General features: G+C 42.4%; 21 protein-coding genes. 17 read left to right on the forward strand and 4 right to left on the reverse strand.

What is annotated here, in order from left to right; all coding sequences use genetic code 11:
• Nucleotides 1-23: 23 nt before the first annotated feature.
• From MRY86_RS17075 to MRY86_RS17090, 4 genes are all read right to left on the reverse strand, one after another.
• Complete coding sequence (locus MRY86_RS17075) at nt 24-392, reverse strand: metalloregulator ArsR/SmtB family transcription factor (RefSeq protein ID WP_293571695.1); 369 nt, start codon at nt 390-392, stop codon at nt 24-26.
• A gap of 389 nt (nt 393-781) precedes the next feature.
• Complete coding sequence (locus MRY86_RS17080; RefSeq protein WP_293571697.1) at nt 782-1,030, reverse strand: hypothetical protein; 249 nt, start codon at nt 1,028-1,030, stop codon at nt 782-784.
• A 202-nt stretch (nt 1,031-1,232) separates the two neighbouring features.
• Nucleotides 1,233-2,129, reverse strand: coding sequence for a zincin-like metallopeptidase domain-containing protein (locus MRY86_RS17085; protein WP_293571698.1), 897 nt, complete (start codon nt 2,127-2,129; stop codon nt 1,233-1,235).
• A gap of 200 nt (nt 2,130-2,329) precedes the next feature.
• Nucleotides 2,330-2,821: a JAB domain-containing protein gene (locus MRY86_RS17090; protein WP_293571699.1), complete on the reverse strand. Its 492-nt coding sequence runs from the start codon at nt 2,819-2,821 to the stop codon at nt 2,330-2,332.
• A 789-nt stretch (nt 2,822-3,610) separates the two neighbouring features.
• Between MRY86_RS17090 and MRY86_RS17095 the strand changes: the two genes are divergently transcribed.
• From MRY86_RS17095 to MRY86_RS17175, 17 genes are all read left to right on the forward strand, one after another.
• A complete protein-coding gene (locus MRY86_RS17095) occupies nt 3,611-4,045 on the forward strand; it encodes a hypothetical protein (protein WP_293571701.1) in 435 nt (144 codons plus the stop codon).
• Between the two features lie 113 nt (nt 4,046-4,158).
• Entirely contained in the window at nt 4,159-9,078 is a 4,920-nt protein-coding gene (locus MRY86_RS17100; protein ID WP_293571703.1) for an efflux RND transporter permease subunit, read from the forward strand.
• An 8-nt stretch (nt 9,079-9,086) separates the two neighbouring features.
• The gene (locus tag MRY86_RS17105) at nt 9,087-10,913 is read left to right on the forward strand and encodes an efflux RND transporter periplasmic adaptor subunit (RefSeq protein WP_293571705.1); all 1,827 of its coding nucleotides are present in this window, start codon (nt 9,087-9,089) and stop codon (nt 10,911-10,913) included.
• A 55-nt stretch (nt 10,914-10,968) separates the two neighbouring features.
• A complete protein-coding gene (locus tag MRY86_RS17110; RefSeq protein ID WP_293571707.1) occupies nt 10,969-11,391 on the forward strand; it encodes a heavy metal-associated domain-containing protein in 423 nt (140 codons plus the stop codon).
• Nucleotides 11,392-11,493: 102 nt separating this feature from the next.
• Nucleotides 11,494-13,452, forward strand: a complete 1,959-nt coding sequence (locus tag MRY86_RS17115) for a galactose oxidase-like domain-containing protein (RefSeq protein WP_293571709.1) — start codon at nt 11,494-11,496, stop codon at nt 13,450-13,452.
• Nucleotides 13,453-13,559: 107 nt separating this feature from the next.
• On the forward strand, nt 13,560-14,210 hold the full coding sequence (locus MRY86_RS17120; protein WP_293571711.1) for a DUF2231 domain-containing protein: 651 nt from the start codon (nt 13,560-13,562) through the stop codon (nt 14,208-14,210).
• 40 nt (nt 14,211-14,250) lie between these two features.
• The gene (locus MRY86_RS17125) at nt 14,251-14,811 is read left to right on the forward strand and encodes a DUF2911 domain-containing protein (RefSeq protein WP_293571713.1); all 561 of its coding nucleotides are present in this window, start codon (nt 14,251-14,253) and stop codon (nt 14,809-14,811) included.
• 1 nt (nt 14,812) lies between these two features.
• A complete protein-coding gene (locus MRY86_RS17130; RefSeq protein WP_293571715.1) occupies nt 14,813-17,143 on the forward strand; it encodes a multicopper oxidase domain-containing protein in 2,331 nt (776 codons plus the stop codon).
• 150 nt (nt 17,144-17,293) lie between these two features.
• On the forward strand, nt 17,294-17,554 hold the full coding sequence (locus tag MRY86_RS17135) for a heavy metal-binding domain-containing protein (RefSeq protein ID WP_293571717.1): 261 nt from the start codon (nt 17,294-17,296) through the stop codon (nt 17,552-17,554).
• 91 nt (nt 17,555-17,645) lie between these two features.
• Nucleotides 17,646-18,272 carry a Crp/Fnr family transcriptional regulator gene (locus MRY86_RS17140; protein ID WP_293571719.1) on the forward strand — a complete coding sequence of 209 codons (627 nt, stop codon included), beginning with the start codon at nt 17,646-17,648 and terminating at the stop codon, nt 18,270-18,272.
• A 38-nt stretch (nt 18,273-18,310) separates the two neighbouring features.
• A complete protein-coding gene (locus MRY86_RS17145; protein ID WP_293571721.1) occupies nt 18,311-18,577 on the forward strand; it encodes a DUF5676 family membrane protein in 267 nt (88 codons plus the stop codon).
• A 49-nt stretch (nt 18,578-18,626) separates the two neighbouring features.
• Nucleotides 18,627-19,229: an AraC family transcriptional regulator gene (locus MRY86_RS17150; RefSeq protein WP_293571723.1), complete on the forward strand. Its 603-nt coding sequence runs from the start codon at nt 18,627-18,629 to the stop codon at nt 19,227-19,229.
• A gap of 707 nt (nt 19,230-19,936) precedes the next feature.
• Nucleotides 19,937-20,524, forward strand: a complete 588-nt coding sequence (locus MRY86_RS17155) for an AraC family transcriptional regulator (RefSeq protein WP_293571725.1) — start codon at nt 19,937-19,939, stop codon at nt 20,522-20,524.
• A gap of 168 nt (nt 20,525-20,692) precedes the next feature.
• Nucleotides 20,693-21,244 carry a hypothetical protein gene (locus MRY86_RS17160; RefSeq protein WP_293571727.1) on the forward strand — a complete coding sequence of 184 codons (552 nt, stop codon included), beginning with the start codon at nt 20,693-20,695 and terminating at the stop codon, nt 21,242-21,244.
• A 271-nt stretch (nt 21,245-21,515) separates the two neighbouring features.
• Nucleotides 21,516-21,791 (forward strand): DUF5676 family membrane protein, encoded by a 276-nt coding sequence (locus MRY86_RS17165; protein WP_026211212.1) that lies wholly within the window; start codon nt 21,516-21,518, stop codon nt 21,789-21,791.
• 37 nt (nt 21,792-21,828) lie between these two features.
• On the forward strand, nt 21,829-23,151 hold the full coding sequence (locus MRY86_RS17170) for an NAD(P)/FAD-dependent oxidoreductase (RefSeq protein ID WP_293571731.1): 1,323 nt from the start codon (nt 21,829-21,831) through the stop codon (nt 23,149-23,151).
• Nucleotides 23,138-24,154, forward strand: a complete 1,017-nt coding sequence (locus MRY86_RS17175; protein WP_293571733.1) for a type II glyceraldehyde-3-phosphate dehydrogenase — start codon at nt 23,138-23,140, stop codon at nt 24,152-24,154. Before MRY86_RS17170 ends, MRY86_RS17175 begins: the two co-directional genes overlap by 14 nt.
• Nucleotide 24,155 lies beyond the last annotated feature (1 nt).

Genomic DNA, 24,155 nt, shown 5'->3' on the forward strand with positions numbered 1-24,155 from the left:
GTCGTTGTCTTGATGATCACTACTTATACAGCTTCAACAAGAATGAATGGAAACAATGCCTGTACTAATGATTTCGCTTTATCCGTCAGGTAATAATAGATCGTTGATCCCTCTCGTTGTGTTTGCACCAAATCTGCATCCTTCATCTTCCTCAAATGCTGTGAAATAGCGGGAACCTCCATTTCCAGTATTTCGCCCAGATCGCAAACACAAAGTCTATCTTCTTCCTGAAGAAGAATAAATATCTTCATTCTGACTTGATTACCAGCCAAGCTCAATGTTCTGGACAAATCAGAAACAGAAGTGCTAACTTCTTCCATCTTTAACTTACAACGGCTTATTTGCTTTGCGTCCCTATCTATCCTGATACAGGCGTTGTTATCTTTTTTCATAACGCAATATTAAGCTCATTTAATCATTTAAGCAAATACTTAAATAACTTTAACAAAACATATACAAAGGAACAAACCTAAAGTCTTTTCTATGAAGCCGTAACTAGCCCATGTCGAAAGGGGCGTAAATATTGTGGAGGCAGGAACTATCCCATGTTTCTAAGCTTTATTCGAGGACAGTGACTCCATCATATTTTGGAATACTAAACTGTAGTAAAGATTAGGTGATTCGCTAGAATGAACCTTGCATACAATTTACTCCATCGCATAAATGTATCTTTTTATCGCTAAAAGATATTTTCAAATAGGGAGTAAGCCGCTTTCACCCGCGCCAGCGGGTCGCGCAAATTGCGAATAGCGCATTCCTTTAGTCAGAATCCCTGGGTGCGTTATTTAAGTGTTAGCTGTTTGGAAGGTTGGGATTCATCCCCAACCGCCCAAGCTTCTAAAAGCTGTTGCTTTGCATCATAGAGAGAAAGCGTAATAGGTAAGGCCGTACAACCATTTTTAAGCCTGTTTAAAAAATTCTGCGCTTCTTCCAGTGTATCAAAACACCAATAGCAGATTAATAATTCTTCCCCTGCTTTATCCATTTCTACCGAATAGAAATTATCTGATTGACTGTTTTCTGAGTTCATGCGTTTAAAATTTATCTGCGACTGCGCATAATGCAGATAAATTCCTGCACTCATGTAACCGCTTCACTCTCACATAATTTTCTTTAATCATTCCCTAGCGTGATGTTGTGATTAAACAAAATCATGCTCGTTTCATAACCCTTAGTTTATCAAAGATGAGCTAGGGCAGGGAGGTTTTAGGCTCCCTGCTAGGTTCGTTTTATTAACCTAAAATGTAGTTCACCGCTTTCTGTGCATCTGCGGCGGCTTTAAAGATCAGTTTGTTATCCTCCTTCAGCACCTTTAACCATCCTTCCAGATAGGCGGCACTATTGTCTATCTCGTCGTCTCCATCAATACCCGTATGACCTGCTAAAAAGGCGGCTCCCATTTCTGCTATCAGTTCCTCTCGGCTGTATCGCTCGCTCTTGAACTTGGCAGGTTTGGTGATGCCCTCACGGTTCAGCCTGCTTTCGTGGCCGGTGCTATGGGTCATCTCGTGGAATAAGGTCAGATAGTACGCTTCGGGGGTCTTGAACTGCTCAAGCTGCGGCATATTGAGTTTGTCCGAGCTAGGAGCGTAATAAGCTTGGTCGGCGTTTTCGTGTACTAACTCGGGGGAATTCTGATAACCTGCTACAACAGCCTCACAAGCTGCTATTCTCTCGTGTGAGGTGAGGGTGATTTCTGGCGTTTCTACTTCTACGCCTTCCACATCGGCGATATTAAAAACGTGGTAGAACTTCAGAAAGGCAATGCGCTGTGTTTCTCCGCCCATTTCGTTAATGGTCTGCGCCTGTTCCGCGTTGATGTTCTTCCCGCTCTCATCCTTGTAATAGGACTTATAAAAATAGACCCGTTCGGCTTTGGCTCCCTTCCTAATCTTGCCGCCCATCGCTTTGGCTTGCTTAAAACTCATATAGTAGGGAATCGGATGCTCACAGAACAGATTGAGAATAAAGGCATTTACCCCGCTGTAAATATGCCCCGTGGCGGCATTACGGGCAAGACCGTAGCGGCTCCAGTTCGGCTGCCAAGGCTTAACACCTGCTTCCAATTTGGCAATAATACGGTCGGTGAGTTCCTGATAAACGTCTCTTTTAATGGCTTGCTTAGTCATCGTTCAATCCTTTATTAATTGTTTGTGAATGGTTTTAACCGTTCTGCCTTTCGGCGAGAAAAAAGGGGGAGCAGGCGCAAGCGGGTAGGGGAACAGCAATAGCTGTCACCGTTTGCACAAATGAACTTTTGGGAAAGCGGAAAATGGGGATGCCCTTGCGCCTGTGGGGGAACTATGTCCCCCTAGTAGATTTGCAGGAGCTAATGATTAATTAGTCCTTCATCAGCGAAGGAGTAAAAACCGCCTTCCGGGGCTAGAATTAAATGATCCAGCAAGGGAAGGTCTAAAGCCTTTCCGGCGGTGAATAGCTTTTGGGTGAGTTCGCTATCTGCTTTGGATGGGCGTAATTGCCCGCTTGGGTGGTTATGAGCGAGGATAATGGAACTTGCCCGTGCTTTTAAAGCAGTAGCAAAAATGACCTTAGCATCTACGACCGTTCCGGCCATTCCTCCTTGAGATACTTTAAACCACCCCATCACTCGGTTAGCCCGGTCTAGTAAAAGCAAATAGGCCGTTTCAAAAAGCCCGATAGTATCCTCCTCCCAGTTATCCCAAAAGACCTGATAGGCGTGGTGAGAACTGCGAATCTGCGGACGGTCGGCAGCATACACTTTATTGCGGTAGGTTAATCTAACTTCTGCTACTTCGGTTGGAATTTGGACACTCATCTTAACTGATTTAACCGGATTCATAATTAGGAAGATTCCCTTCTACAGTGAGCGGCGGGTATTCCGCTGGGGCAGTTTTGCTTGCTGCCGGATATCGTAATTGAGGTTGCTTCCCTTTTGCGAAAGCCAGTTTCACGCAGGATGTGGAGACCCTAGCCAGGGTGGAGGGCTTATTATTTATTGGAGCTTGTGAAAAGAAAAAATCAGTCTGGAAAGGGAGTACGCGACCGGCCCTTGAGAGGGTTTGGAGCAGACCAGTTTCTTGGCGACAGCAAAAAAGAGGGAAGGAAACAGCAATTACGGGCTGGCAAGGAAAATGACAAGACCGAGAGGGATATCCAAAGCAAAACCATCAGCACGCTGATCGCTCCCCTGGTGCCTGAATTGGCAGCGGTTTTTGGATGAAAACCATGACAGTTTAGGGGGAGTGTGAGGTGGGATGAAATGTCTAATCCTCTAATTTTCTAGGGATTAAGAATTTTTTTATTCATATGCGGGAACTATTTATTAACTGGGAGTGTAGTAATTTGCTATTCACTAACCATAGTTCTCTGATATCTAAACTTAATAAGGAAATTGCGCTCGGACTTACTGTTGGTGCTGTACTACTTCTAATTCTCTGGTTGGTAACCGAAAATCAGAAAAAACAAGAGGTGATAGAAGAATTAGAAATAGACCAACTTAAGATTATCAAAGATTCTATTGAAAACTCTAATCAAATCACCCCAGCGCCAATATTATGTAAATAACAACCAAAATTATGCAACAAGCTTAGAGTGAATTAAGGGTACCTTTGTTCAAAATTCGTTCATTATGATCACCAAGGCATTTCACATCCTTCTTGCTGTGCTACTACTTATCAGTTCTACTGGGCTGGTATTGAGTAAGCATTATTGCAATGGAGACTTGAAAAGCACTGCTCTATTTGCAGAAGCTGCGCCTTGCCATCAAAACAAGAAATTAAAGAGCTGCCCAGCCCACGGAACAATGCCGGTATCTGATGAGGATGCCCCTCAAAAAAAAGGTTGCTGTGATACCGAAACTGACTTCGTCAAGGTAGATGATGATCAGGTAGAAGCTTCCTTAGAATTTAATCTCTTCGATTATCCGGCATTGTTTGCTACTTTGGTTGTACTTGCTGGCTTTTCGCCAGTTGATGAGGATGACAAGTCACGTCATTATTTCACCTATAAACCACCTCTCCTTATCTGTGACCTCCCTGTGAGATTGCAGACCTTCCTTTGTTAGTCTAATACTTCAGTCTATGCCGCTGTTACCAGTCTTGGTTAATAGTGGCTAATGCTATTTATGCACTTCCTTCCTGGCTTGCGTCAGGTATTATCACTGCTGAAGTTTAAATTATGTTAGCTAAATATATTCGTTTCTTTTTGGAGAATAAGCTGGTTGCTTATCTATTATTACTCCTGTTTGTCGGTTGGGGACTTGTTACCGCTCCCTTTGATTTTGGAATTGAACAACTTCCAAGAGACCCTGTCGCGGTAGACGCCATTCCAGATATTGGTGAAAATCAACAGATTGTATTTACTAAGTGGATGGGCCGCTCTCCACAAGATGTAGAAGATCAGATAACCTACCCGCTCACTACAGCGCTACTTGGTATCCCGGGCGTGAAGAGTATTCGTAGTAATTCTATGTTCGGGTTCTCCAGTATCTACATCATCTTCAATGATGAGGTGGAGTTTTATTGGAGCCGCAGTCGTATCCTGGAAAAACTAAACTCCCTCCCTGCTAATACACTCCCTGAAGGAGTACAACCTACACTCGGGCCTGATGCTACTGCGCTCGGACAAATATACTGGTACACACTGGAAGGAAGAGACAATGACGGTAATCCTACCGGAGGGTGGGATCTGCACGAACTCCGAACTATTCAGGATTTCTATGTCCGCTATGGGTTATCCGCAGCGGAAGGAGTAGCGGAAGTGGCCTCCATTGGTGGCTTTGTAAAAGAATACCAAGTGGATGTGGACCCCGAAGCAATGAAGGCCAATGACATCTCTTTGGAAGAAGTGATGAAGGCCATCAAAAACAGTAACATTGATATTGGTGCGCAAACTATTGAGATCAACCTTGCAGAGTATTTCGTAAGAGGCTTAGGATATGTAGAGAGTATCGAGGACATTGAAAACAGTGTCGTAAAAGTCAATAATAATGTCCCACTTCGTATCGGAGATGTTGCAACAGTGAACCTTGGCCCCGCTACCCGGAGGGGAATTCTTGACAAATCAGGCGCAGAGGCTGTCGGAGGAGTCGTGGTTGCACGCTATGGCGCAAATCCACTGGAAGTCATTGAAAATGTAAAAACAAAGGTCGCTGAGTTAGAACCTGGTTTACCAACCAAGACTCTAAGTGACGGTACTATCTCGCAAGTCAACATCGTACCGTTCTACGACCGTACACAACTCATTAATGAAACCATTGGCACACTGCAAGAGGCCCTAACTTTAGAGATCCTCATCACCATCATTGTGGTTATCTTAATGTTGCTCAACCTGAAGTCCTCTCTTCTGGTTTCGGGCACCTTGCCGGTTGCTGTACTTATGTGTTTCATAGCTATGCGGTACTTCGGAGTAGATGCCAACATTGTAGCCCTCTCCGGTATTGCCATCGCTATTGGTACAATGGTTGACATGGGCATTGTACTTACTGAAAGCATGGTTAAACGATTAGAGGAAGCACCGCCGGATGAGAGTCTGCTGACCAGTATATACGAAGCTACCATTGAAGTAGCTTCAGCCGTGATTACAGCGGTAGCTACCACCGTAATAAGCTTCATTCCAGTATTTACAATGGAAGCTGCCGAGGGTAAATTATTCCGGCCATTGGCTTATACCAAAACTTTTGCTCTGGTTGCTTCCATTATAGTGGCCATAACCATAATCCCTCCACTAGCTCACTCCGTGTTTTCAATCAAAACCAGGAACCGAGGTATTGCCTTTGCTGCTAATACTCTTGCTTTAGTTGCAGGTATCGTTCTTGCATTGGTATACCAGCCAACTTTAGGCGCAATCTTAGCAATTGTCGGCCTTGCTGGCAATGCTTCGCTATGGCTTAAAAACAGGAGTCACGCTGATAGAAATCTACAATTGCTGAGTTGGATCACGAATGTGATATATGCTCTCATTATTGCCTGGTTGCTCGCAAATGTATGGATGCCGTTGGGCGTAAACAAAAGCAGCTTGACCAATTTCAGCTTCGTAGCCTTACTGGCAGGCGGGTTGATTGGTTTCTTTTATGTTATCATTCATTTCTACGAGCGAATTTTACGATTCCTACTACGATTTAAAATACTCTTTCTATTAGTGGTAGGCTTCATTGTTTATCAAGGATTCTTGGTTTATCAGAATACTGGCGAAGAATTCATGCCATCTCTGGATGAAGGCTCATTTCTCTTAATGCCAACTTCCATGCCACACTCCGGAATGCAGGAAAACATTAAAAACCTGCGTCTGTTAGATATGGCTGTTACAGCTATCCCTGAAGTGGAGTCTGTGGTGGGTAAGGCTGGCAGGGTGAATAGTGCTTTAGACCCGGCACCGATGTCGATGTATGAAAATGTTATTCTGTACCAATCAGAATACAAAACCGACCAAAACGGCCATCGTATTCGTTTTCGCTACAAGGATGGAGAATATGTCAGGGATGAAGCAGGAGCGTTAATCCCTGACGAGAACGGCCAGTATTTCCGACAGTGGCGCGATCATATTAAGAGTCCGGACGACATTTGGAATGAGATTGTCAAAGCCACCAGGATACCAGGCGTGACATCGGCGCCACGGTTACAACCCATTGAGACCCGTCTTGTAATGTTGCAAACCGGTATGCGGGCTCCAATGGGTATTAAAGTACAGGGTACTGATTTAGATGCAATCGAAGCATTTGGGTTAGAGCTGGAAAAGCACCTCAAAGATGTTGATGGGGTGAAGGATGCTGCCGTATTTGCCGACCGTATTGTCGGAAAGCCATACCTCCTATTGGACATTGACCGAGAAGCTATTGCTCGCTATGGACTCACCATTTACAAAGTACAGCAATATATACAAGCTGCTGTAGGTGGCATGGCCATGACCACAACCGTAGAAGGTCGTGAGCGTTACTCTATCCGAATTCGCTACCCACGCGAATTACGCGATGATCCAGAGATGCTGAAACGGATCTATATATCTACGGCAAGCAAGCAGCAAATCCCGCTAGGTGATCTAGTGGAGATCAAATATGAACCAGGTGCGCAGTCAATCAAAAGTGAAGATGGCTTCCTTATTGGCTATGTGCTGTTCGACCGAGAAAAAGAATATTCCGAAGTAGAGGTGGTTAATAATGCACAAGACCATTTTGCCGAGCTTATTTCAAGAAATGATTTAGATGTCCCTGCGGGAATCAGCTACCGCTTCGCAGGAAATTATGAACAGCAAGTCAGAGCAAGCAAGCGGCTAGCCATAGTGGTTCCCATTGCTCTGGCCATTATTTTCCTCATTCTGTATTTTCAGTTCAGTTCCGTAACCATTTCTCTAATGGTGTTTACCGGGGTGTTCATTGCTTTTGCCGGAGGGTTCATCATGATTGGTCTGTACGATACCTCCTGGTTCCTAAATTTTGAACTGTTCGGCACCAATATGCGTGAACTGTTCCAAATCAGGGCAATCAATCTGAGTGTAGCCGTATGGGTTGGTTTCTTAGCTTTATTTGGTATCGCTACGGACGATGGGGTATTAGTTGCCACATTCCTGCGCGATAGTTTTAAGCGGAATAAGCCTGATACAGTACCAGGTATTCGAGATGCCGTAGTAGAGGGTGGTTTAAGGCGTGTTCGCCCAGCCATGATGACTACCGCTACCACGATTCTTGCTCTTTTACCTGTTCTCACTTCCACCGGACGTGGTGCCGACATCATGCTGCCGATGGCTATTCCTTCCTTTGGAGGGATGACCTTGCAAATGATCACCATGTTCACAGTGCCAGTACTGTATTCACTTTGGCAAGAATGGAGCCTCCGGATCGATCAGGGATTTAAAACCGGAGGGAAATGGAAAAAAATGTTAGGAGTCAGTTTGATTTTGATCATATCCTTTACTCCAACGGCACAAGGCCAAAGCTTGCAAGAACTCTCAGATGAAATCAAAGCGGCTAACCCTAGCTTAAAAATGCTCCGCACTGAACATTTTGCAGCTCTAGAGCGGATTCCTCAGGTAGGGCAATTACCTGATCCCGAATTTGGATTAGGCGTATTTCCACTGCCTGTCGAAACTCGAATCGGGAGTCAACAGGCTCGACTGAGTGCAACCCAGATGTTTCCCTGGTTCGGAACATTGAGGCAACGGGAATCAGTGGAGGCTGCAAAGGCTAGCGCCATATACGAGCGAATTGATGTGCAAGCTCTCAATCTTATTTTCCAGGCCGAGCAAGCTTATTTTACACTGTATAATTTACGTCGCAGCCAAGTGATCATTGAGGAGAATATTGAACTGCTCCATGCCCTAGAGCAATTAGCACTTGCGAAAGTAAGAAGTGGAAAGGCAACAGCTGCAGATGTGCTACGAGTGCAACTGAAAACCGAGGAGTTGGAACAAGAACTAAATATTCTGAATTCCGCAGAACGTGGCCCATTAGCCACTATCAACCAACTTCGAAGCCAGGCGGTTGATGCTCCTTTTGAAATTACAGAAAACTTGGATTTGGCAGTTCTCCCATTTTCAAAAGATACACTCCTTAACAATATAACTGCCCATCACCCGATGATCAGGATGTTTCGAAAAGAGCAAGAGGTCGCACAAGCGGCTCTTGCCCTTAACGAATTAAATGGAAAGCCATCTTTTGGGTTAGGCCTTGATTACATCTCTGTAAATGAGCGAACGGATGCCATTCCGGAAAACAACGGACGTGATATCCTGCAACTACGCGCCAGTGTGAAAATTCCTTTGTTCCGTGAGCAGTATGCTGCGAAGGAAAGAGAGGAGAACCTTCGCATACAGGCTTTAGACTATGAACAGGAAGCAACGCTAGACCAATTCATTGCCATTATTGAACAGGCCTATGCCCAGTATGAGACGGCACAGCTTCAATTTGAGCTATACGAAAAGCAGATTGAAATTACAGAGTCCGCCATTCGCATTTTGCGGGACAATTACAGTGGAGAAGGGAGTGATTTTGATGAGTTGCTCCGTCTTGAAGGAGATTTGATCAATTATGATCTCAAAAAACTGCGGGCAATTGTACAAAGTCGCATGGCCCAAAGCAGTATCCAACGATTTATCATCCAATAATAAGAATCATGAAAAGCAATATAAAAATAATTCTCATTAGCCTGGCAACACTAATTGCAGGACTTGCCCTTGGCTATTTAATATTTGGTGCTAACAACACATCCAATGCGCCAATGGACGAACAAGAGCATCAACACGATGACTCCGAAACAACAGTTGGTGAAGGAGAAATCTGGACCTGTTCCATGCACCCGCAGATTCGCCAGAATGAGCCGGGAGATTGCCCCATTTGCGGAATGGACTTGATTCCACTTGCAGAAAATACATCCAATGACCCATTGGTGCTGGAAATGACCTCGGAAGCCGTTAAATTGGCTAATGTGCAGACTACCGTAATTGGTGGAAGCACAGAGGTGTCCAGTCAAACCTTGCGTTTGTCTGGTAAAGTACAAGCAGACGAACGCTTAGCATCCAGTCAGGTAGCCCACATACCGGGGCGGATTGAAAAACTATACGTTTCCTTTACTGGTGAGCAAGTACGTAAAGGGCAGCGACTGGCTGACCTCTATTCCCCCGAAATGATCACTGCTCAACGCGAACTACTGGAGGCCAAAAAAATGACGGACATCAGTCCGGAGTTACTGGCAGCCGCCCGCGATAAGCTACGCTACTGGAAAATCCCTGATGCCACTATTGAGCAAATAGAAGCAGAAGGTGAGATTAGGGAAACCTTTCCGATCTATGCCGACGCTGGAGGTGTAGTGACCAATCGGCGGGTAGCAGTAGGAGATTACGTTCGGCAAGGAGAAGTGCTTTTCGACCTAGTGAACCTAAGCAGAGTTTGGGTATTATTCGATGCTTACGAAGAAGACCTGAAGAACATCCGTCTAGGTAGTAAAATAGCATTTACTACCCCTGCTATTCCCAATCAGACTTTTACGGCCAACGTTTCCTTTATCGATCCGGTCATCAATCCTCAGACCAGAGTAGCAGCTATTCGAGTGGAAGTTAAGAATCCCGGTGGTCGTTTAAAGCCGGAAATGCTTGTTTACGGGACACTGGAAAACCGGCAGGGTTCGTCCGCAGCACTTACAGTTCCTAAATCTGCGATTCTTTGGACGGGCACACGTTCAGTTGTTTATTTAAAACTACCTGATACGGCAGTGCCGAGTTTTCAATTCCGTGAAATTGAAATCGGTGACCGACTGGGTCAAAGCTACCAATTGATCTCGGGCTTGGAAACGGGTGAGGAAGTGGTTACCAATGGCAACTTTGCAATTGATGCCGCAGCTCAACTCAATAATCAGGCAAGTATGATGAACAAAGATGTAATGCTTAAGGGAGCTGATCATTCCGAGCATTTACCAGATTACACAAGTGTAAGCCCTGTAGCCTTTAAGCAACAGTTAGCCGAAGTAGCAGATAGCTATCTTTTATTAAAAGATGCCTTCGTAGCAACTAATGCAAAGTTAGCTGGTGAGCAAGCAGCTAAATTGGTCGCTTCGCTGGAAAAAGTAGACATGTCATTGCTTGATGGTGATGCTCACCTTTATTGGATGGAGCAGCTTTCTGCTTTGGAGGCTCATACTGCCCAGATTCAGACATCAAATGAGATAGAACAACAACGGACACAATTTTCTTTTCTGTCTCAAGCCCTGATTAAAAGCCTTAAAGTGTTTGGGGTACCAGCATCGACTTTTTACGTACAACACTGCCCCATGGCCAATGACAATGAGGGAGCTGATTGGTTGAGTAGGGAAGAGCAAGTGCAAAATCCTTACTTCGGGGACAAAATGCTTACTTGTGGAACGGTGCAGGAAACTATTACCAAGAATTTTAAAAACCCAGCTATCGAGGCAACTTCAACACCTCGAATGACGGGCCATAATCATTAATTATCTCTTGACGGGATAGACCGTCAACTATTTTTTAATCATCAATATTACCAAAATGAACTATTTGAAAATTTCTTTGGCTGTTTTAGTAGTAGCACTTTTTGCTACACCAGCCTTTAGTCAAAGCTGCCATAGCAACAACGCTAAAGCAGGTGAGACGGAAGCGGCCAGTAGTGCCAGTATCCTTGAAAACGTGCCTACTGACTTTGAAGCAGGGCAATTTATCGTAGGTGGCGAATGTGGCATGTGTAAACGCACTATTGAAGGCGCCGTAAACAGTCTTACGGGTATCCAAGCCGTGAACTGGGATGTAGAAAGTAAAATGCTAACTGTAAGCTATAACCCCAAGGCACTCACGGTACAAACGATTCAAGAAAAGATTGCGAGTGTGGGTTATGATGCTGGAACTGTTCGGGCCACCGACGAAGCTTACAACAACCTACACGGTTGCTGCCAGTATGAACGAGTAAAGCTATGATAATTTAGTAGTGTGATTGATGAGGGAGCGAAATTCTGTTTCGCTTCTTCGTCTCTAATCAAGTTTTCTAAGGGTATGATTCCACGAACCATTCCTACAACCATGAAAGAAAAAATAAAGATGAAAAGCATAATTCCTTTTGTTATTCTCTTGTTCTGCTTCACCACTGTTTTAGCTCAGTTTCGGGTAGAAGGGGTTGTTAGTGAAAGTTCAACGATTGTACCAAATGCCCGGGTGACCCTATTTAATGAGGATTTATCGATCTTTTTTGAAACACGAACTAATGAAACAGGAAACTACGAGTTCAATGAAATACCTGAAGGTAATTATACAATAGGAGTAACGGCCTTAGAAAGGGACTATCAAACGACCTTGCTGAGTATCGATAGCAACCTGGCATCGATAAATTTTTCGCTGGGACCAGAAACTCACGTTGGTCGTTGGGAGGTTGTCATGGAAAGCCCAGAACCTTTGGGAGGCACTGATCTTGGAATTTTACTGCCTAATGGGAAGATTTTTTATTGCCATAACTCAAAGGACCCGTTTTTATTCGATCCAGTCACAAACGACACCGCATTCGTTTTCGGTGATGATGAGGTATTGGGATGTGTTGCTCCTGCCTTACTTCCAAACGGAGATTTAATTTTTCTGGGAGGAACCGATCAGGAAATTTACGGACCAGGAACCAAAATCGTAAAGACCTTCGATGCACAAAGTGAAACATGGGAAAACCGGCCAGATTTATCAGATTTTCGTTGGTATCCCACTTTAGTCCAATTAGCAGATGGGAAATTGCTCCTCACGGGAGGAGGGGGCCTAGATAATCCAATAAGAGTAACGACTTCGGAAATTTATGATCCCGTAGATTTCACCTCAACGCCAGTAGATGAAATAGCAATAGGTAACGAGGTTTCACCAATAGTACTATTATATAACGGTGAAGCATTAATGACACACCGGCCTCCTCAATTGTTTTCACCACCAACGGAAGAATGGGATTTGGCCGCCGATTTTGTGCAAAACAATCGCATGCCAAACGGAGATCATTCCGATCACGAATTAGTACTGCTTCCCGAAGGAAAAGTCGTAGCTATTGGTTACAAATCATTCAATCCTCCAAATTATGGAAGTATTGTTGAAGTATACGACCCTGAATTAAATCAATGGTCATTAGGCCAGAATTTCCTGCCGATTAGGAGTAGAGCTAAGACCGTTTTGCTACCCAATAAAAAAGTATTGGTTATGGGTGGTGAAAAGGAAGATCCTACTGATCCTACCCATACGAACCAGTGGAATTATATGGGAATAACGGACCTCTACAATCCCTATGCGGATACCTGGAGGAGATTGGAGGACTTGAATATACCTCGGGAGTATCATTGTACTACAATTCTGGTGCCAGATGGAAGAATCATTGCAGTAGGTGGAGAAGGATCTCCGGGCAACGAACCCGCGACGAGTACGATTGAGGCTTTTGAACCTCCTTATCTATTTAAAGGCGTTCGACCTGAAATTCACAACCTGAATAAAGATGATTTTTCACGCGGCGAAAACATTGTTTTCAATATTGAAAAAACGAACTTTCCTACCTCTGTAATCCTCGTGTCTCTGCAATCAGTTACCCATTTTATGAATACGGGGAATAACCGTTTTTTAGAGCTCGATTTTTCTCAAGTAGAGAATATGGTAACGGCCCAAGTTCCATTGGATAGCATGGCAGCACTATCAGGATACTATATGCTTTATGCGATGGTTGATGATATTCCTTCTATAGCAAGAATTATCAAGATCAACTCTGAGCAAGTAATTACAGGGATAACTACATCTTCAAGTACTTCACGAGTAAAACTTTACCCGAATCCAACAACAAATTCAGTTATCCTAAGTGGGCTCAGTGGTGGAGAACTTGAAATATTCAATATCTCCGGACAGTTAATCGATAATCATACGATTAGAGGTGATCAAACCGAAATAGATATCTCAGCTTATCCGAAAGGGACTTATTCATTCCGAATCAGAACAGCTTCATTTAATCTAGTCCGTCAAATTATCAAACAATAACAACTAGTCTGATGAAGAAAAAGAAAAAATATACTCCATTACTAATCGGTACCAAATGAAATTTACAAAAAAAACTAATAACGCATAAAAAATTACGCATCATTTTAGTGGGCTTGCTATTATTAATAGCAGGTTCACCTTTTGCGCACGGCGATGAAGGGCACAAAGCAAAACAGGACTCTGTTACAACAGATACACTGATAGAAACTACGACTACAGTAGTAGCTCATCCGCATACAGATAACCATCTGATGGTTACAGAAAGTGAAATCGTAGATGCATCGATGAGTGATTTTTCTAATCTGCATCCTTTGGTTGTGCATTTTCCGATTGTTTTACTTCTCTTGGCTGTACTAACCCAAATAGCTAGTTTATTTATCTGGAAAAAGCAGTTGGACTGGGCTACCTTATTGCTTTTGTTCGGCGGTCTTTTGAGTGCTTACTTAGCTTCGGTTTTTGTACACCCTCATACCACAGGACTTTCTGAGGCAGCATTAATGGTACTCGAAAAACACGACCAATTTGCTTACTACACGCTTTGGTTTAGTGGCATAGGACTCTTATTGAAAGTGATTAGTCTTTTCTTACTGAAGGACAAACTTTGGTTGGAACTGACAATTGTTTTATTACTTGCCGGTGCTGCGTTTAGTGTATCCAAAGCGGGGCATTATGGAGCTACGCTTGCTCATATACATGGAGTGGGTGTACAGGGCAAATTTATTGAATCAAATGATGCTCAACACAGCCATGAGCATTAAGACTTGTGGCTGAATTACTTCCTTAATTTAAAGACCAATTATGCGGTTACTTATTATTTCTTCCTTATTACTATTGACCTCTTTCAGTTGCCAAAACAGCGCAGTCAATACAACTGATACTGCTCCCGCTGAAAAGCCGTTGAGTCCGCACGAAACCGCCATGATTATGATTGGCGATGCTCATATCCATCTGGATTATTCTTCACCTGGCGTTCGGGGGCGAACCATTTTTGGCGAGCTGATCCCTTATGGCGAATTGTGGAGAGCAGGTGCAAATGACGCTACTTGGATAGAAACAAACCGAGATTTATTAATCAACAATCAAGTTTTACCAGCAGGGAAGTACGGTTTTTTTGTTGTACCCAATACGGATAAGTGGACCATTGTCATTAACCAGCGCTGGGACCAGCACGGGGCCAATAAATACCAGGAAAATGAGGATGTACTGAGGGTCGATGTAAAGCCTGTTTTACTGACTGAGGTGAAAGAACATCTAATATATGAGCTTGTTCAAGTTAGTGAAGATTCGGGGCTCTTAAGTTTAGCCTGGGAGAAGATTCGGGTAGAACTGCCCTTTGCAGTTAGTGAACTAAACCAATAGCATGAAATACGTCATAAGTTTTTTAATTATACTTCTTCATTTAACTGGCCTGCTTGCTCAAACAAAAGCTTCGGAGGAGGGCAATATTGACAATTTGCCTGTTCGACAATACGAGCTCACAATTGAGCAAAAGGGAGTCAATATTACTGGAAAGGAAGTCATGGGGATGACCGTCAATGGTTCTATTCCGGGGCCAACATTACGATTTACAGAAGGTGAATATGCCGTGATAAAAGTAACCAATTTGATGGAGGTTGAAACCTCTGTACACTGGCACGGATTATTGTTACCCAATTTCTATGATGGCGTCCCTTATCTGAATACTCCTCCTATTAAGCCCGGAGAATCCTTTACTTATGAATTTGCAATTAAGCAGTCTGGTACTTATTGGTATCACTCCCATACGATGCTTCAGGAACAAGCTGGTGTTTACGGTTCTATCGTCATCGAACCTAAGGAAAAAAAACTGGAATACGATACTGATTTGGTAATGGTACTCTCGGACTGGACCAATGATAAGCCCATGCAAGTATTACGTAACCTGAAGAGAGGCAACGAATGGTTTGGTATCAAAAAAGGTACAGCTACACCTCTTAATCAGGTCATTGCTCAAGGTGCATTGGGGGCTCAGTTCAATTTCTGGAAACAGCGTATGGAGGGTGCCGACATTGCCGATGTGTACTATCCTGCTTTTCTAACCAATGGCGAGCCTAGTCAAGATTACCCTGATTTTGAAGCAGGAGAAAGAATTCGTTTGCGATTTATCAATGCTGCTGCTTCTACATATTTCTGGCTCACCTTTGGGGGGGAAGACCCCTTATTAGTGGCAGCTGACGGCTTAGATGTAGTTCCTGTAAATAGGAATAAAACGTTGATTGCTATTGCGGAAACCTATGACTTTATCATCACTATTCCAGAGAACGGAAAGTTGGAAGTCAGAGCAATGGCTCAAGACGGCTCAGGATTCACCAATAGCTTTTTGGGGAAAGGAAAGGTAATTCCAGCCCCTGTAGTACCACGGCCAGACAAAATTGGAATGATGAAAATGATGGCCCAAATGGATATGAAAATGGGTGCTCCCGCACTTAAATATCGTCCTGGCATGGATGAGCGTCTCGAAATGAAAGAGACATACGGTATGCAGATGAATGCAGAGAAGGGAATGAAAGGTATGGCTGGTATGAAACATCACGACAGCAAAAATGCTGCCGAAGCTCCACAGAAGGATTCGATGCAGATGGAACAGATGGATATGTCCAACAATGGAGATGCACCCATGAAAGAGATGGAAGCAGAGCAGGTGCCGATGACAGGAATGAACATGTATAGCGAGTTTAACTACGATTATTTGCAATCCCCTGCTGAAACAACATTTCCAGAAGATTTACCAGTAAAGGAGGTTTTACTTAATCTGACGGGTAATATGAATCGCTACGTATGGAGTATGAACGGTGTGCCAATATCGGAAACGGATGAAATAAAAATAGCCCAGGGCGAGGTAACGAGAATCCGGCTCAATAATCTGACGATGATGCACCATCCTATGCATTTACACGGTCATTTTTTCCGGGTTCTTAATAAAAATGGCAGTTATTCTCCCCTTAAACATACCGTCAATGTACCTCCGATGCAAGAGGTGACGATTGAATTTTATGGCAATGAATACGGAGATTGGTTCTTTCATTGTCATATTCTGTACCATATGATGGGCGGGATGGCGAGGGTTTTTAGCTATGACACACCTCGTGATGAACGCATGGAACCGTTTCCCACGGAAGAAATCACTAAGGAAACCGACTTGTTCTATACCTGGGGAATGGTTGATCTTGCTTCACAGATGACAGCTCTGAATGTAACCTCGGCCAATATTCGTAATCAGTTCAATCTAAGTGCGGAATTTGGGTATAATAACAATATGGAGGCAGAGGTCTCCTACGAGCGGTACCTCTATGATTATGTTCGAGTTTTTGGGGGTGTCAATGTAGAAAATACAATTCCTGATAATTTAGACTCGCTTAGTATTACTGCCGTAGCCGGGCTAAGATTTTTAACGCCCTATCTCTTTAATCTGGATGTTAGAATAGACGATCGATTACGTCCTCGAATAGGAATAGGAAGGAGTGTTATGATTTTTCCCCGCCTTTCTGTTTTTGGCTATTATGAATACCAGGCTGATTTTGGAGTGATTACCGATTTTGAGAATCAGGTCAATTATGAATCTGAAACGGTATGGAGTGCAGGGCTGGAATACCTATTGGGAAAAAATATTTCACTACTGGCCAGTTATGACAATCGATTTGGAGCTGGTGGTGGATTAAGTTTAAGATTTTAAAAAACGGACAATATGAAACAGTGTTGTCAAACCAATGATAAGCCTTCGAAGGCTAGAGTGCTATATAACAAGCTTATAAAGCTGATTCTTGTCCTTTTGTTGCTTGCAATCATTGTCTCTTACATCAATTGTTAATCTAAAAATATTAAGATGAAGACTTTAAAAATTATGTTTTTGACACTATCACTGCTGGGAATAGGTGTTGCCTTTAGTGCCTGTGGTAGTAGTAGTCATGTCGATGAAATGAAACAACAAACTAAAGAATACACCTCTGCTTATGTATGTCCAATGCACTGCGAAGGAAGTGGAAGCGAAGAACCCGGTAAATGCCCCGTTTGTGGGATGGAGTATGTGGAAAATGAATCTCACAATTCTGAGGGCGCTGCTGGTCATGAAGGACATGACCATTAAGGTACTTAGAGGGAGGTCTTATAAAATAATTCCTCCCCCTAGTTTTAGGAACTAATTGTTGATGTTTATCAAAGAACAAGATTTTCTATAAATGACCAACCTTCCACGGCAGTCTTCTTTGAAGCCTCAGGTATTGACCAAAGGAGCTTTTATCTACAATGAAGGTGATCCGGCAAAGTACTTGTTTACGGTACTTAAAGGAAGAGTAAAACTACTAAAGAGAGGAAAGAGAGGCAGTGCTCGTAATGTCATTTTAAGAGTTGTTCAACCTAATGAGAGATTTGGAATACTTGATTTTTTTGATGCTTCACATATTCGCCGGTACGACGCAGTGGCCATGGATGATGAGGTGATATTAAGTCTCACGTTGTTTTCTAAGTTCAAGACCTTACTGGACAACGACCTAGAGCTACAAACAGAGCTATGTCGAGAGTTTATTCAGATGAACAATAACTTATGGTTTACCTATAAAAATTTGCAGCTCAACTATACAATAGAGAGAGTCACTATTGCACTGGAAAACCTTGCTGCCTTATATGGGAAACCAACAGATGATGGGGTAGAGGTACTGGGATATACTCATCAGGAATTGGCTGAAGTGATTGGGATATCACGCCAAAGTGTTTCAACGTCCTTAGCTTACCTACAAAAAGAAAAATTTCTTCGCTATCAGAGAGCTAGCTTTGAAATCCTAACTTCTGGAAAAGAGAAAAACTAGGTTTTTACAATTATATCAAAACTACTTAAAATTTAACTATGAAAAATTTACAGCAAAATAAATTCGCCATTGCATCAGGGGGAGCCTCCGTAGTTGTTTACCTGGGCTGTTTTTTGGTTATGCAATTATTGGGAACAGAGAGCCTAGTTAAATTTTCGAATCTCTTGTTTCATGGAATGGATTTTTCAACGATTATCCGAACAGATATTACGCTTCTTGAAACCCTGATAGGCACTGCGGCCTCATTTGTTTTCTGGGCTGTTATTGGTTATGTAATTGCGTTCATTTACAATAAATTGAATTAGTAACTACGAAAAAAACAGAATATGAAACAGTACAAAATAAGGTGGTTTGATGAAAAAAATATTGATTAAGAATATGGTTTGTGACCGCTGTATCACTGTGGTTAAGCAACAAGTTGAAACCTTAGGCCATCAGATTGCTCAAATAGAGTTGGGGCGAGTTGAGCTTGTACAACCTATCGAAGCCTCTAGCCTCAAAGAGATTGAAACAGCATTGATAGATCACGGATTTGAACTACTCAAAGGAACGGATGCGGTGGCAGTTGAAAAAGTAAAAAAGCTAATCCTTGATCACCTGTACAAACGCGAACAAAAACCAAGTAGCATGAACTTCTCGGATTACTTGGCCAAAGAAATAGGCATGAATTATTTCGCCATATCAAAGTTGTTCTCATCAACTGAAGGCCTAACGATTGAAAAATTCTTGATCCTGCAAAAAACCGAACGGGTGAAAGAACTATTAGTGTACAATCAAAAAAGCCTAAGTGAAATCGCCTTTGAACTAGAATACAGTAGTGTATCTCACCTATCCAGACAATTCAAAAGTGTAACAGGGCTAACTCCCTCCTCATTTAGAAAACTTGGTGTTGAAGGACGTAGGTCATTAGATAAAGTTTGTTCAAATAATATTGAGGTTAGCTCCCCAAAAGAATGACAAAAATCACCGAAAAATCGAGTTAATTAAGCTATCTTACAATTAATGTAGTCTTAATCATAAATCATCACACTTGTTAAAGGCCTTCTCAAATATTACTCTTGCGTTTTTAATCTTCATAAGCTCGACGGGCTTTTGGATAGAAGGGCATTATTGCCAAGAGCAAAATGAGAAGATAAGCCTGTTTTCATTCTTCGGTAGTTGTTGTGATGATGAAGATCAATCATCCTGTTCTCACGATTCCCAAAAAGAAGCAGACCATAGTGAACATGGAGATTGCTGTAAACTCTCTTTTAGCTTTCATAAATCTGACCTCAAACCAAGCGTTTTAAGCCAGGATCTAAGCACTTCTTACGAATTATTTGCAGTCCCTCCGAGTTGTCTGCCTATAGTTAATTCTACTATTCCTAGAGGACACGATCTTCCACTAAGGATATACGTCCCTCCTCCTATCTTGACGGATTACCAAGCTCAGTTTCAAGTCTTTATTTGTTAGCCTCTCTTTTCTTCGATCAGTTGAAGGCTTTATCCATGTTGCTACCTGTATCTGGGGCGAGGTGTGTCGTGTTGTAGGTGAATTTTACGCACGATACCTTCTTTCTTTATTGCAGTAACTAAAGCTACTGTGGAGTAATCATCTCCACGTATAACGGGATAAAGCTTCAACTTCATAGGCTATCATTTTAGAAATTTCAAACAACACTATTATGAATACCAATTCATTGAGTACTCGGGAGCTAGTACTAAAAAACATGATCTGTACGAGATGCATAAAGGTCATTCGACAAGAGCTTGAACAATTAGGTGTTGAGGTGCTGTATTTACAACTAGGTAAGTTGAGAATACGATATGCAAGTCAAAAGGTTTCTTTTGATAAAATTCGAAACATTCTAGAAAAAGACGGTTTTGAATTAGCGAAGAACAAAGAGGAGGTTCTTGTAGAAAGAATCAAGCGGGTACTGATCGAAACCGTGAATTCAATGCCAATTACCATAGACAAGAACCTATCTGATTTTCTTGGTAAAACTCTTAATAAGGACTATTGGACACTCAGTAAAACCTTTTCTAGAGTAGAGGGAACTACGATTGAGAAGTACTTCATCAAGTTAAAGATTGAGAAAGCAAAAGAGTTGATTGAATATGGAGAAATGAATTTTTCTGAAATCGCATTCGGATTAGGTTATGCCAATCTCAATCATCTGTCTAATCAATTTAAAAAGCTTACAAATATGAGCATGAGTGATTATAAAAAGGTGGAGTTTAAACGCAGACTCCCGTTAGACAAAATTTTATAAACATTACCCCAAAAGACATAAGCCCAGTGCTTTTAACATGCATAACTTTATAGAAGAGGGTGGGGTGTTAAGGAAAGGGTACTATTTCTTTACTAAGGCCCAAGCCTGATGTTCTCCTCCTCTATCAAACTTTAGAACACTAAAACATTAGTGACAACAAGAAGTGAAATGACAATAAAATTATTTTTTTTCTTTACCCTTTTCGCATCATCAGCATTGCTAGTTAACGTCAATGCTCAGGGGACATTTAGTACCACTAATGGTACTATCCAGATTGTTACTCTGCTTAATGGTGAATCACTTATCGCTAAAAGTAACTTCTTGGTTGTAGCAATCAACTACGAATCGGCTCATTTTGAAATTCGCTTGGACAAATCCACCCTTCGAACTGGTGTGGATTCACTTGATGAGAAACTGAAAGATCTTCGGGGCGAGTTACTGATTTTTCAAGGAAAGCTAGGGGTCGAATTTGTTCAGACTCAAAGCCACCCACCACAAGATTTTGAGGTAGCAGGTTATTTGACATGTGCTCCACATTACGACTATATTGTTGGGCGGGGGCATTTGGAACATATTTTTGATGGTGTGTATTCCTGCATTCTCAATATGAGTTTTGATATTGATCTTAGGGAAACGATGATCGATATTGGCCTCGCCGGGTTGTCAAACGAAATTTATGTGGAAATCGTGCAAACGGTGCTTAAAAACGAATATGAATAATTCCTACATGATGGATGTGATACAAGAAATTAAAGGTGTAGGTATGTAGATAACGAAATTATTAATCAACAAACTATGAATAGACATACAATTTGGATGGTCATTGGATGCGGGCTTCCACTCTTGCTAATATTTATTGCTCCTGCACTCGGGTTGAGCGGAAATACATCTCTGTTCATCTTCATCATTATCATGTTTGGCTGCCATTTGCTCATGCCACATGGTCATAGTGAAAATCATGACAATAACTTACCTCAAGACAAAAATAGACATGAATCACATCAACATTAGAAAATTTGGCTTCGCCGTTGGCTCCACTGGAGTCCTTTTGTACCTAGGCTGCATTCTTGTGATGTGGACTGTGGGCAGAGAAGGCACTGCACAGTTTTTCAATAACCTGCTGCATGGTTTGGATACGAGTTCTATCATCAGAATGAATATACCTGTATCAGAAGCATTAATAGGGATAGGACAAACCTTTTTGGTCGGCTGGCTGATAGGAGCCTGCATAGCTGGATTCTATAATGCAGTAACAAAGGTCGATTAATGCAATACGCTTGGTTCATATGGTCAATAGTTTACTCATGAAAGCATGTAGAATAGGCGATGAGGTATGTATACCTGACAGTCAACTTCCTAGAGTAGTTATCATCGGCGGGGGCTTTGCTGGTATATCGTTGGCCAAGAAACTCAGAAACAAGCCTGTTCAGGTGGTGATGTTGGACAAAAATAACTTTCACCAGTTTCAGCCTCTCTTATACCAGGTGGCCACCAGCGGCCTCGAACCTGATAATATTGTTTTTCCCCTTAGAAAGCAATTCATTGGATATGATAATTTATGCTACCGAATGACAGAAGTAGAGACCGTTGTGTCGGATAAAAATATTCTGCTCACAAGCATAGGTTCGATAGAATATGACTACTTGGTGATCGCAACTGGCAGTAGTACGAATTTCTTCGGATTGCAGGATATTCAACACAATAGCCTGGGAATGAAAACGATACAAGAAGCCTTGAATATACGCAGTTTGATCTTGCAAAATCTTGAAAAAGCGGTGGTGAGCTGCGATGAAAAAGAGCGGGAAGCACTTACCAATTTTGCTATCGTAGGCGGTGGCCCGGCAGGGGTAGAAGCTGCGGGAGCTATTGCAGAATTTAAAAAGTATATCCTTCCCAAAGATTACCGGGAGCTGGATAACTCCATCGTGTCTATCTATTTGCTTGAAGCAGGAAGTGAGCTATTGAATACCATGTCAGATAAAGCTTCAGCACGTGCGTTGGCGTACCTCACCGAGATGGGAGTTGAGGTAATACTGAATACTGCAGTAGAGTCCTATGATGGTCAATTTATCGAAACGAACAGCAAAACTATTTTGCAGGCAAATACGGTGATTTGGACAGCCGGAGTAAGTGGGAATGTTCCTAATGGCATTAAAAAGGAAGCGATCATTAAAGGCCAACGGATATTAGTAAATGATTATTCAAGGGTGGAAGGTACGGATAACATTTATGCCATTGGAGACATCGCGGCCATGATCTCAGGAGCATATCCCAAGGGACATCCAATGGTTGCACAGGTAGCTATTCAACAAGGCAAACAATTGGCAAACAACCTGTTACTTCGGTTGCAACAAGATAAAGAAGTGAAATTCACTTATCGTGACAAAGGGGCGTTGGCCACCGTAGGAAAGCGAAAGGCAGTAGCAGATTTGGGGCGTTTTAGCTTTGGTGGGAGACTAGCTTGGTTGCTATGGTCGGTAGTACATCTATTCTCCATCAGTGGATTCAGAAATAGATTGATAATAGCGCTTAATTGGGCATGGAGTTATTTCACCTATGACAAAGGGAACAGATTAATCATTCGAAAATATATAAAACAAAAAGATCAGGAATATGAACAAAATTAAAGTGGCGGTAAATGGGTATGGTGTCATTGGTAAGCGAGTAGCAGATGCTGTTCTTGCTCAAGACGACATGGAGCTAGTTGGTGTTTGTGATGTGGTTTCAGACTGGCGAATAAATATGGCAGTAGAAAAAGAATACCCTGTTTTTGCTTTTGATGATTTGCATAAAAATCAAATAGAGGATGCAGGCATTCCAGTGGAAGGGACGTTAGCTAAACTGATTGCTGTTTCCAATCTTATTGTGGATTGTACCCCAAAGAAAATAGCCGCAGGCAACATCGAAAAGTACAAAGCTGCTAACCTTAAATTCATAGTTCACGGAGGGGAAAAACACGAGGTCACTGGTCATTCTTTCAGTGCCGAAAATAATTACGCGACCGCAATTGGCCGAGATTCCACCCGCGTAGTATCCTGTAATACTACCTCAATACTACGAACGCTCACTGCTTTGAAAAGAGCTGGCCTACTCAAAAAAGCAAGAGGTACTTTGTTGCGTAGGGCTACTGATCCCTGGGAAAGTCATTTAGGTGGAATTATGAATACCCTGGTTCCAGAGCAAGAAATTCCAAGTCACCAGGGACCAGATGCGCAAACAGTAGACCCAGAACTAGATGTCATCACGGCAGCAGTAAAAGTACCGCAAACCCTAAGTCATTTACACTATTGGAATGTACAATTGACCAGAAATGCTAGCAAAGAAGAAGTGTTGGCTGCGATGAAGTCGTCGACAAGAACTCTCTTCATTAATTACGATGACGGCCTCTCGGCTAATAATGCCATCAAAGAATGGATGCTTGCCAAAGGTAGACCTTATGGAGATATGTATGAAGTGGCTTTATGGCAGGATATGCTTAAAGTTGTGAATGACGAATTGTTTTATGCCTATGTCGTTGACAATCAGGCCATCGTAATTCCGGAAACTATTGATGCAATCCGTGCACTGACTAGCATCGAAACAAACGCTCAGAACTCTATTCTAAAAACCAATCAGAGCTTAGGAATCTGAC

The organism is Phaeodactylibacter sp. (assembly GCF_022763345.1).
Taxonomy (GTDB): domain Bacteria; phylum Bacteroidota; class Bacteroidia; order Chitinophagales; family Saprospiraceae; genus Phaeodactylibacter.

Excerpts from the sequence above, each read along its gene's own strand:
- MRY86_RS17095 (WP_293571701.1), top strand. The coding sequence starts at position 3,611 with ATGATCACCAAGGCATTTCACATCCTTCTTGCTGTGCTACTACTTATC.
- MRY86_RS17140 (WP_293571719.1), top strand. The coding sequence starts at position 17,646 with ATGACCAACCTTCCACGGCAGTCTTCTTTGAAGCCTCAGGTATTGACC.
- MRY86_RS17130 (WP_293571715.1), top strand. The coding sequence starts at position 14,813 with ATGAAATACGTCATAAGTTTTTTAATTATACTTCTTCATTTAACTGGC.
- MRY86_RS17150 (WP_293571723.1), top strand. The coding sequence starts at position 18,627 with ATGAAAAAAATATTGATTAAGAATATGGTTTGTGACCGCTGTATCACT.
- MRY86_RS17100 (WP_293571703.1), top strand. The coding sequence starts at position 4,159 with ATGTTAGCTAAATATATTCGTTTCTTTTTGGAGAATAAGCTGGTTGCT.
- MRY86_RS17075 (WP_293571695.1), bottom strand. The coding sequence starts at position 392 with ATGAAAAAAGATAACAACGCCTGTATCAGGATAGATAGGGACGCAAAG.
- MRY86_RS17085 (WP_293571698.1), bottom strand. The coding sequence starts at position 2,129 with ATGACTAAGCAAGCCATTAAAAGAGACGTTTATCAGGAACTCACCGAC.
- MRY86_RS17090 (WP_293571699.1), bottom strand. The coding sequence starts at position 2,821 with ATGAATCCGGTTAAATCAGTTAAGATGAGTGTCCAAATTCCAACCGAA.
- MRY86_RS17170 (WP_293571731.1), top strand. The coding sequence starts at position 21,829 with ATGAAAGCATGTAGAATAGGCGATGAGGTATGTATACCTGACAGTCAA.
- MRY86_RS17080 (WP_293571697.1), bottom strand. The coding sequence starts at position 1,030 with ATGAACTCAGAAAACAGTCAATCAGATAATTTCTATTCGGTAGAAATG.
- MRY86_RS17135 (WP_293571717.1), top strand. The coding sequence starts at position 17,294 with ATGAAGACTTTAAAAATTATGTTTTTGACACTATCACTGCTGGGAATA.
- MRY86_RS17155 (WP_293571725.1), top strand. The coding sequence starts at position 19,937 with ATGAATACCAATTCATTGAGTACTCGGGAGCTAGTACTAAAAAACATG.
- MRY86_RS17105 (WP_293571705.1), top strand. The coding sequence starts at position 9,087 with ATGAAAAGCAATATAAAAATAATTCTCATTAGCCTGGCAACACTAATT.
- MRY86_RS17175 (WP_293571733.1), top strand. The coding sequence starts at position 23,138 with ATGAACAAAATTAAAGTGGCGGTAAATGGGTATGGTGTCATTGGTAAG.
- MRY86_RS17115 (WP_293571709.1), top strand. The coding sequence starts at position 11,494 with ATGAAAGAAAAAATAAAGATGAAAAGCATAATTCCTTTTGTTATTCTC.
- MRY86_RS17125 (WP_293571713.1), top strand. The coding sequence starts at position 14,251 with ATGCGGTTACTTATTATTTCTTCCTTATTACTATTGACCTCTTTCAGT.
- MRY86_RS17110 (WP_293571707.1), top strand. The coding sequence starts at position 10,969 with ATGAACTATTTGAAAATTTCTTTGGCTGTTTTAGTAGTAGCACTTTTT.
- MRY86_RS17160 (WP_293571727.1), top strand. The coding sequence starts at position 20,693 with ATGACAATAAAATTATTTTTTTTCTTTACCCTTTTCGCATCATCAGCA.
- MRY86_RS17145 (WP_293571721.1), top strand. The coding sequence starts at position 18,311 with ATGAAAAATTTACAGCAAAATAAATTCGCCATTGCATCAGGGGGAGCC.
- MRY86_RS17165 (WP_026211212.1), top strand. The coding sequence starts at position 21,516 with ATGAATCACATCAACATTAGAAAATTTGGCTTCGCCGTTGGCTCCACT.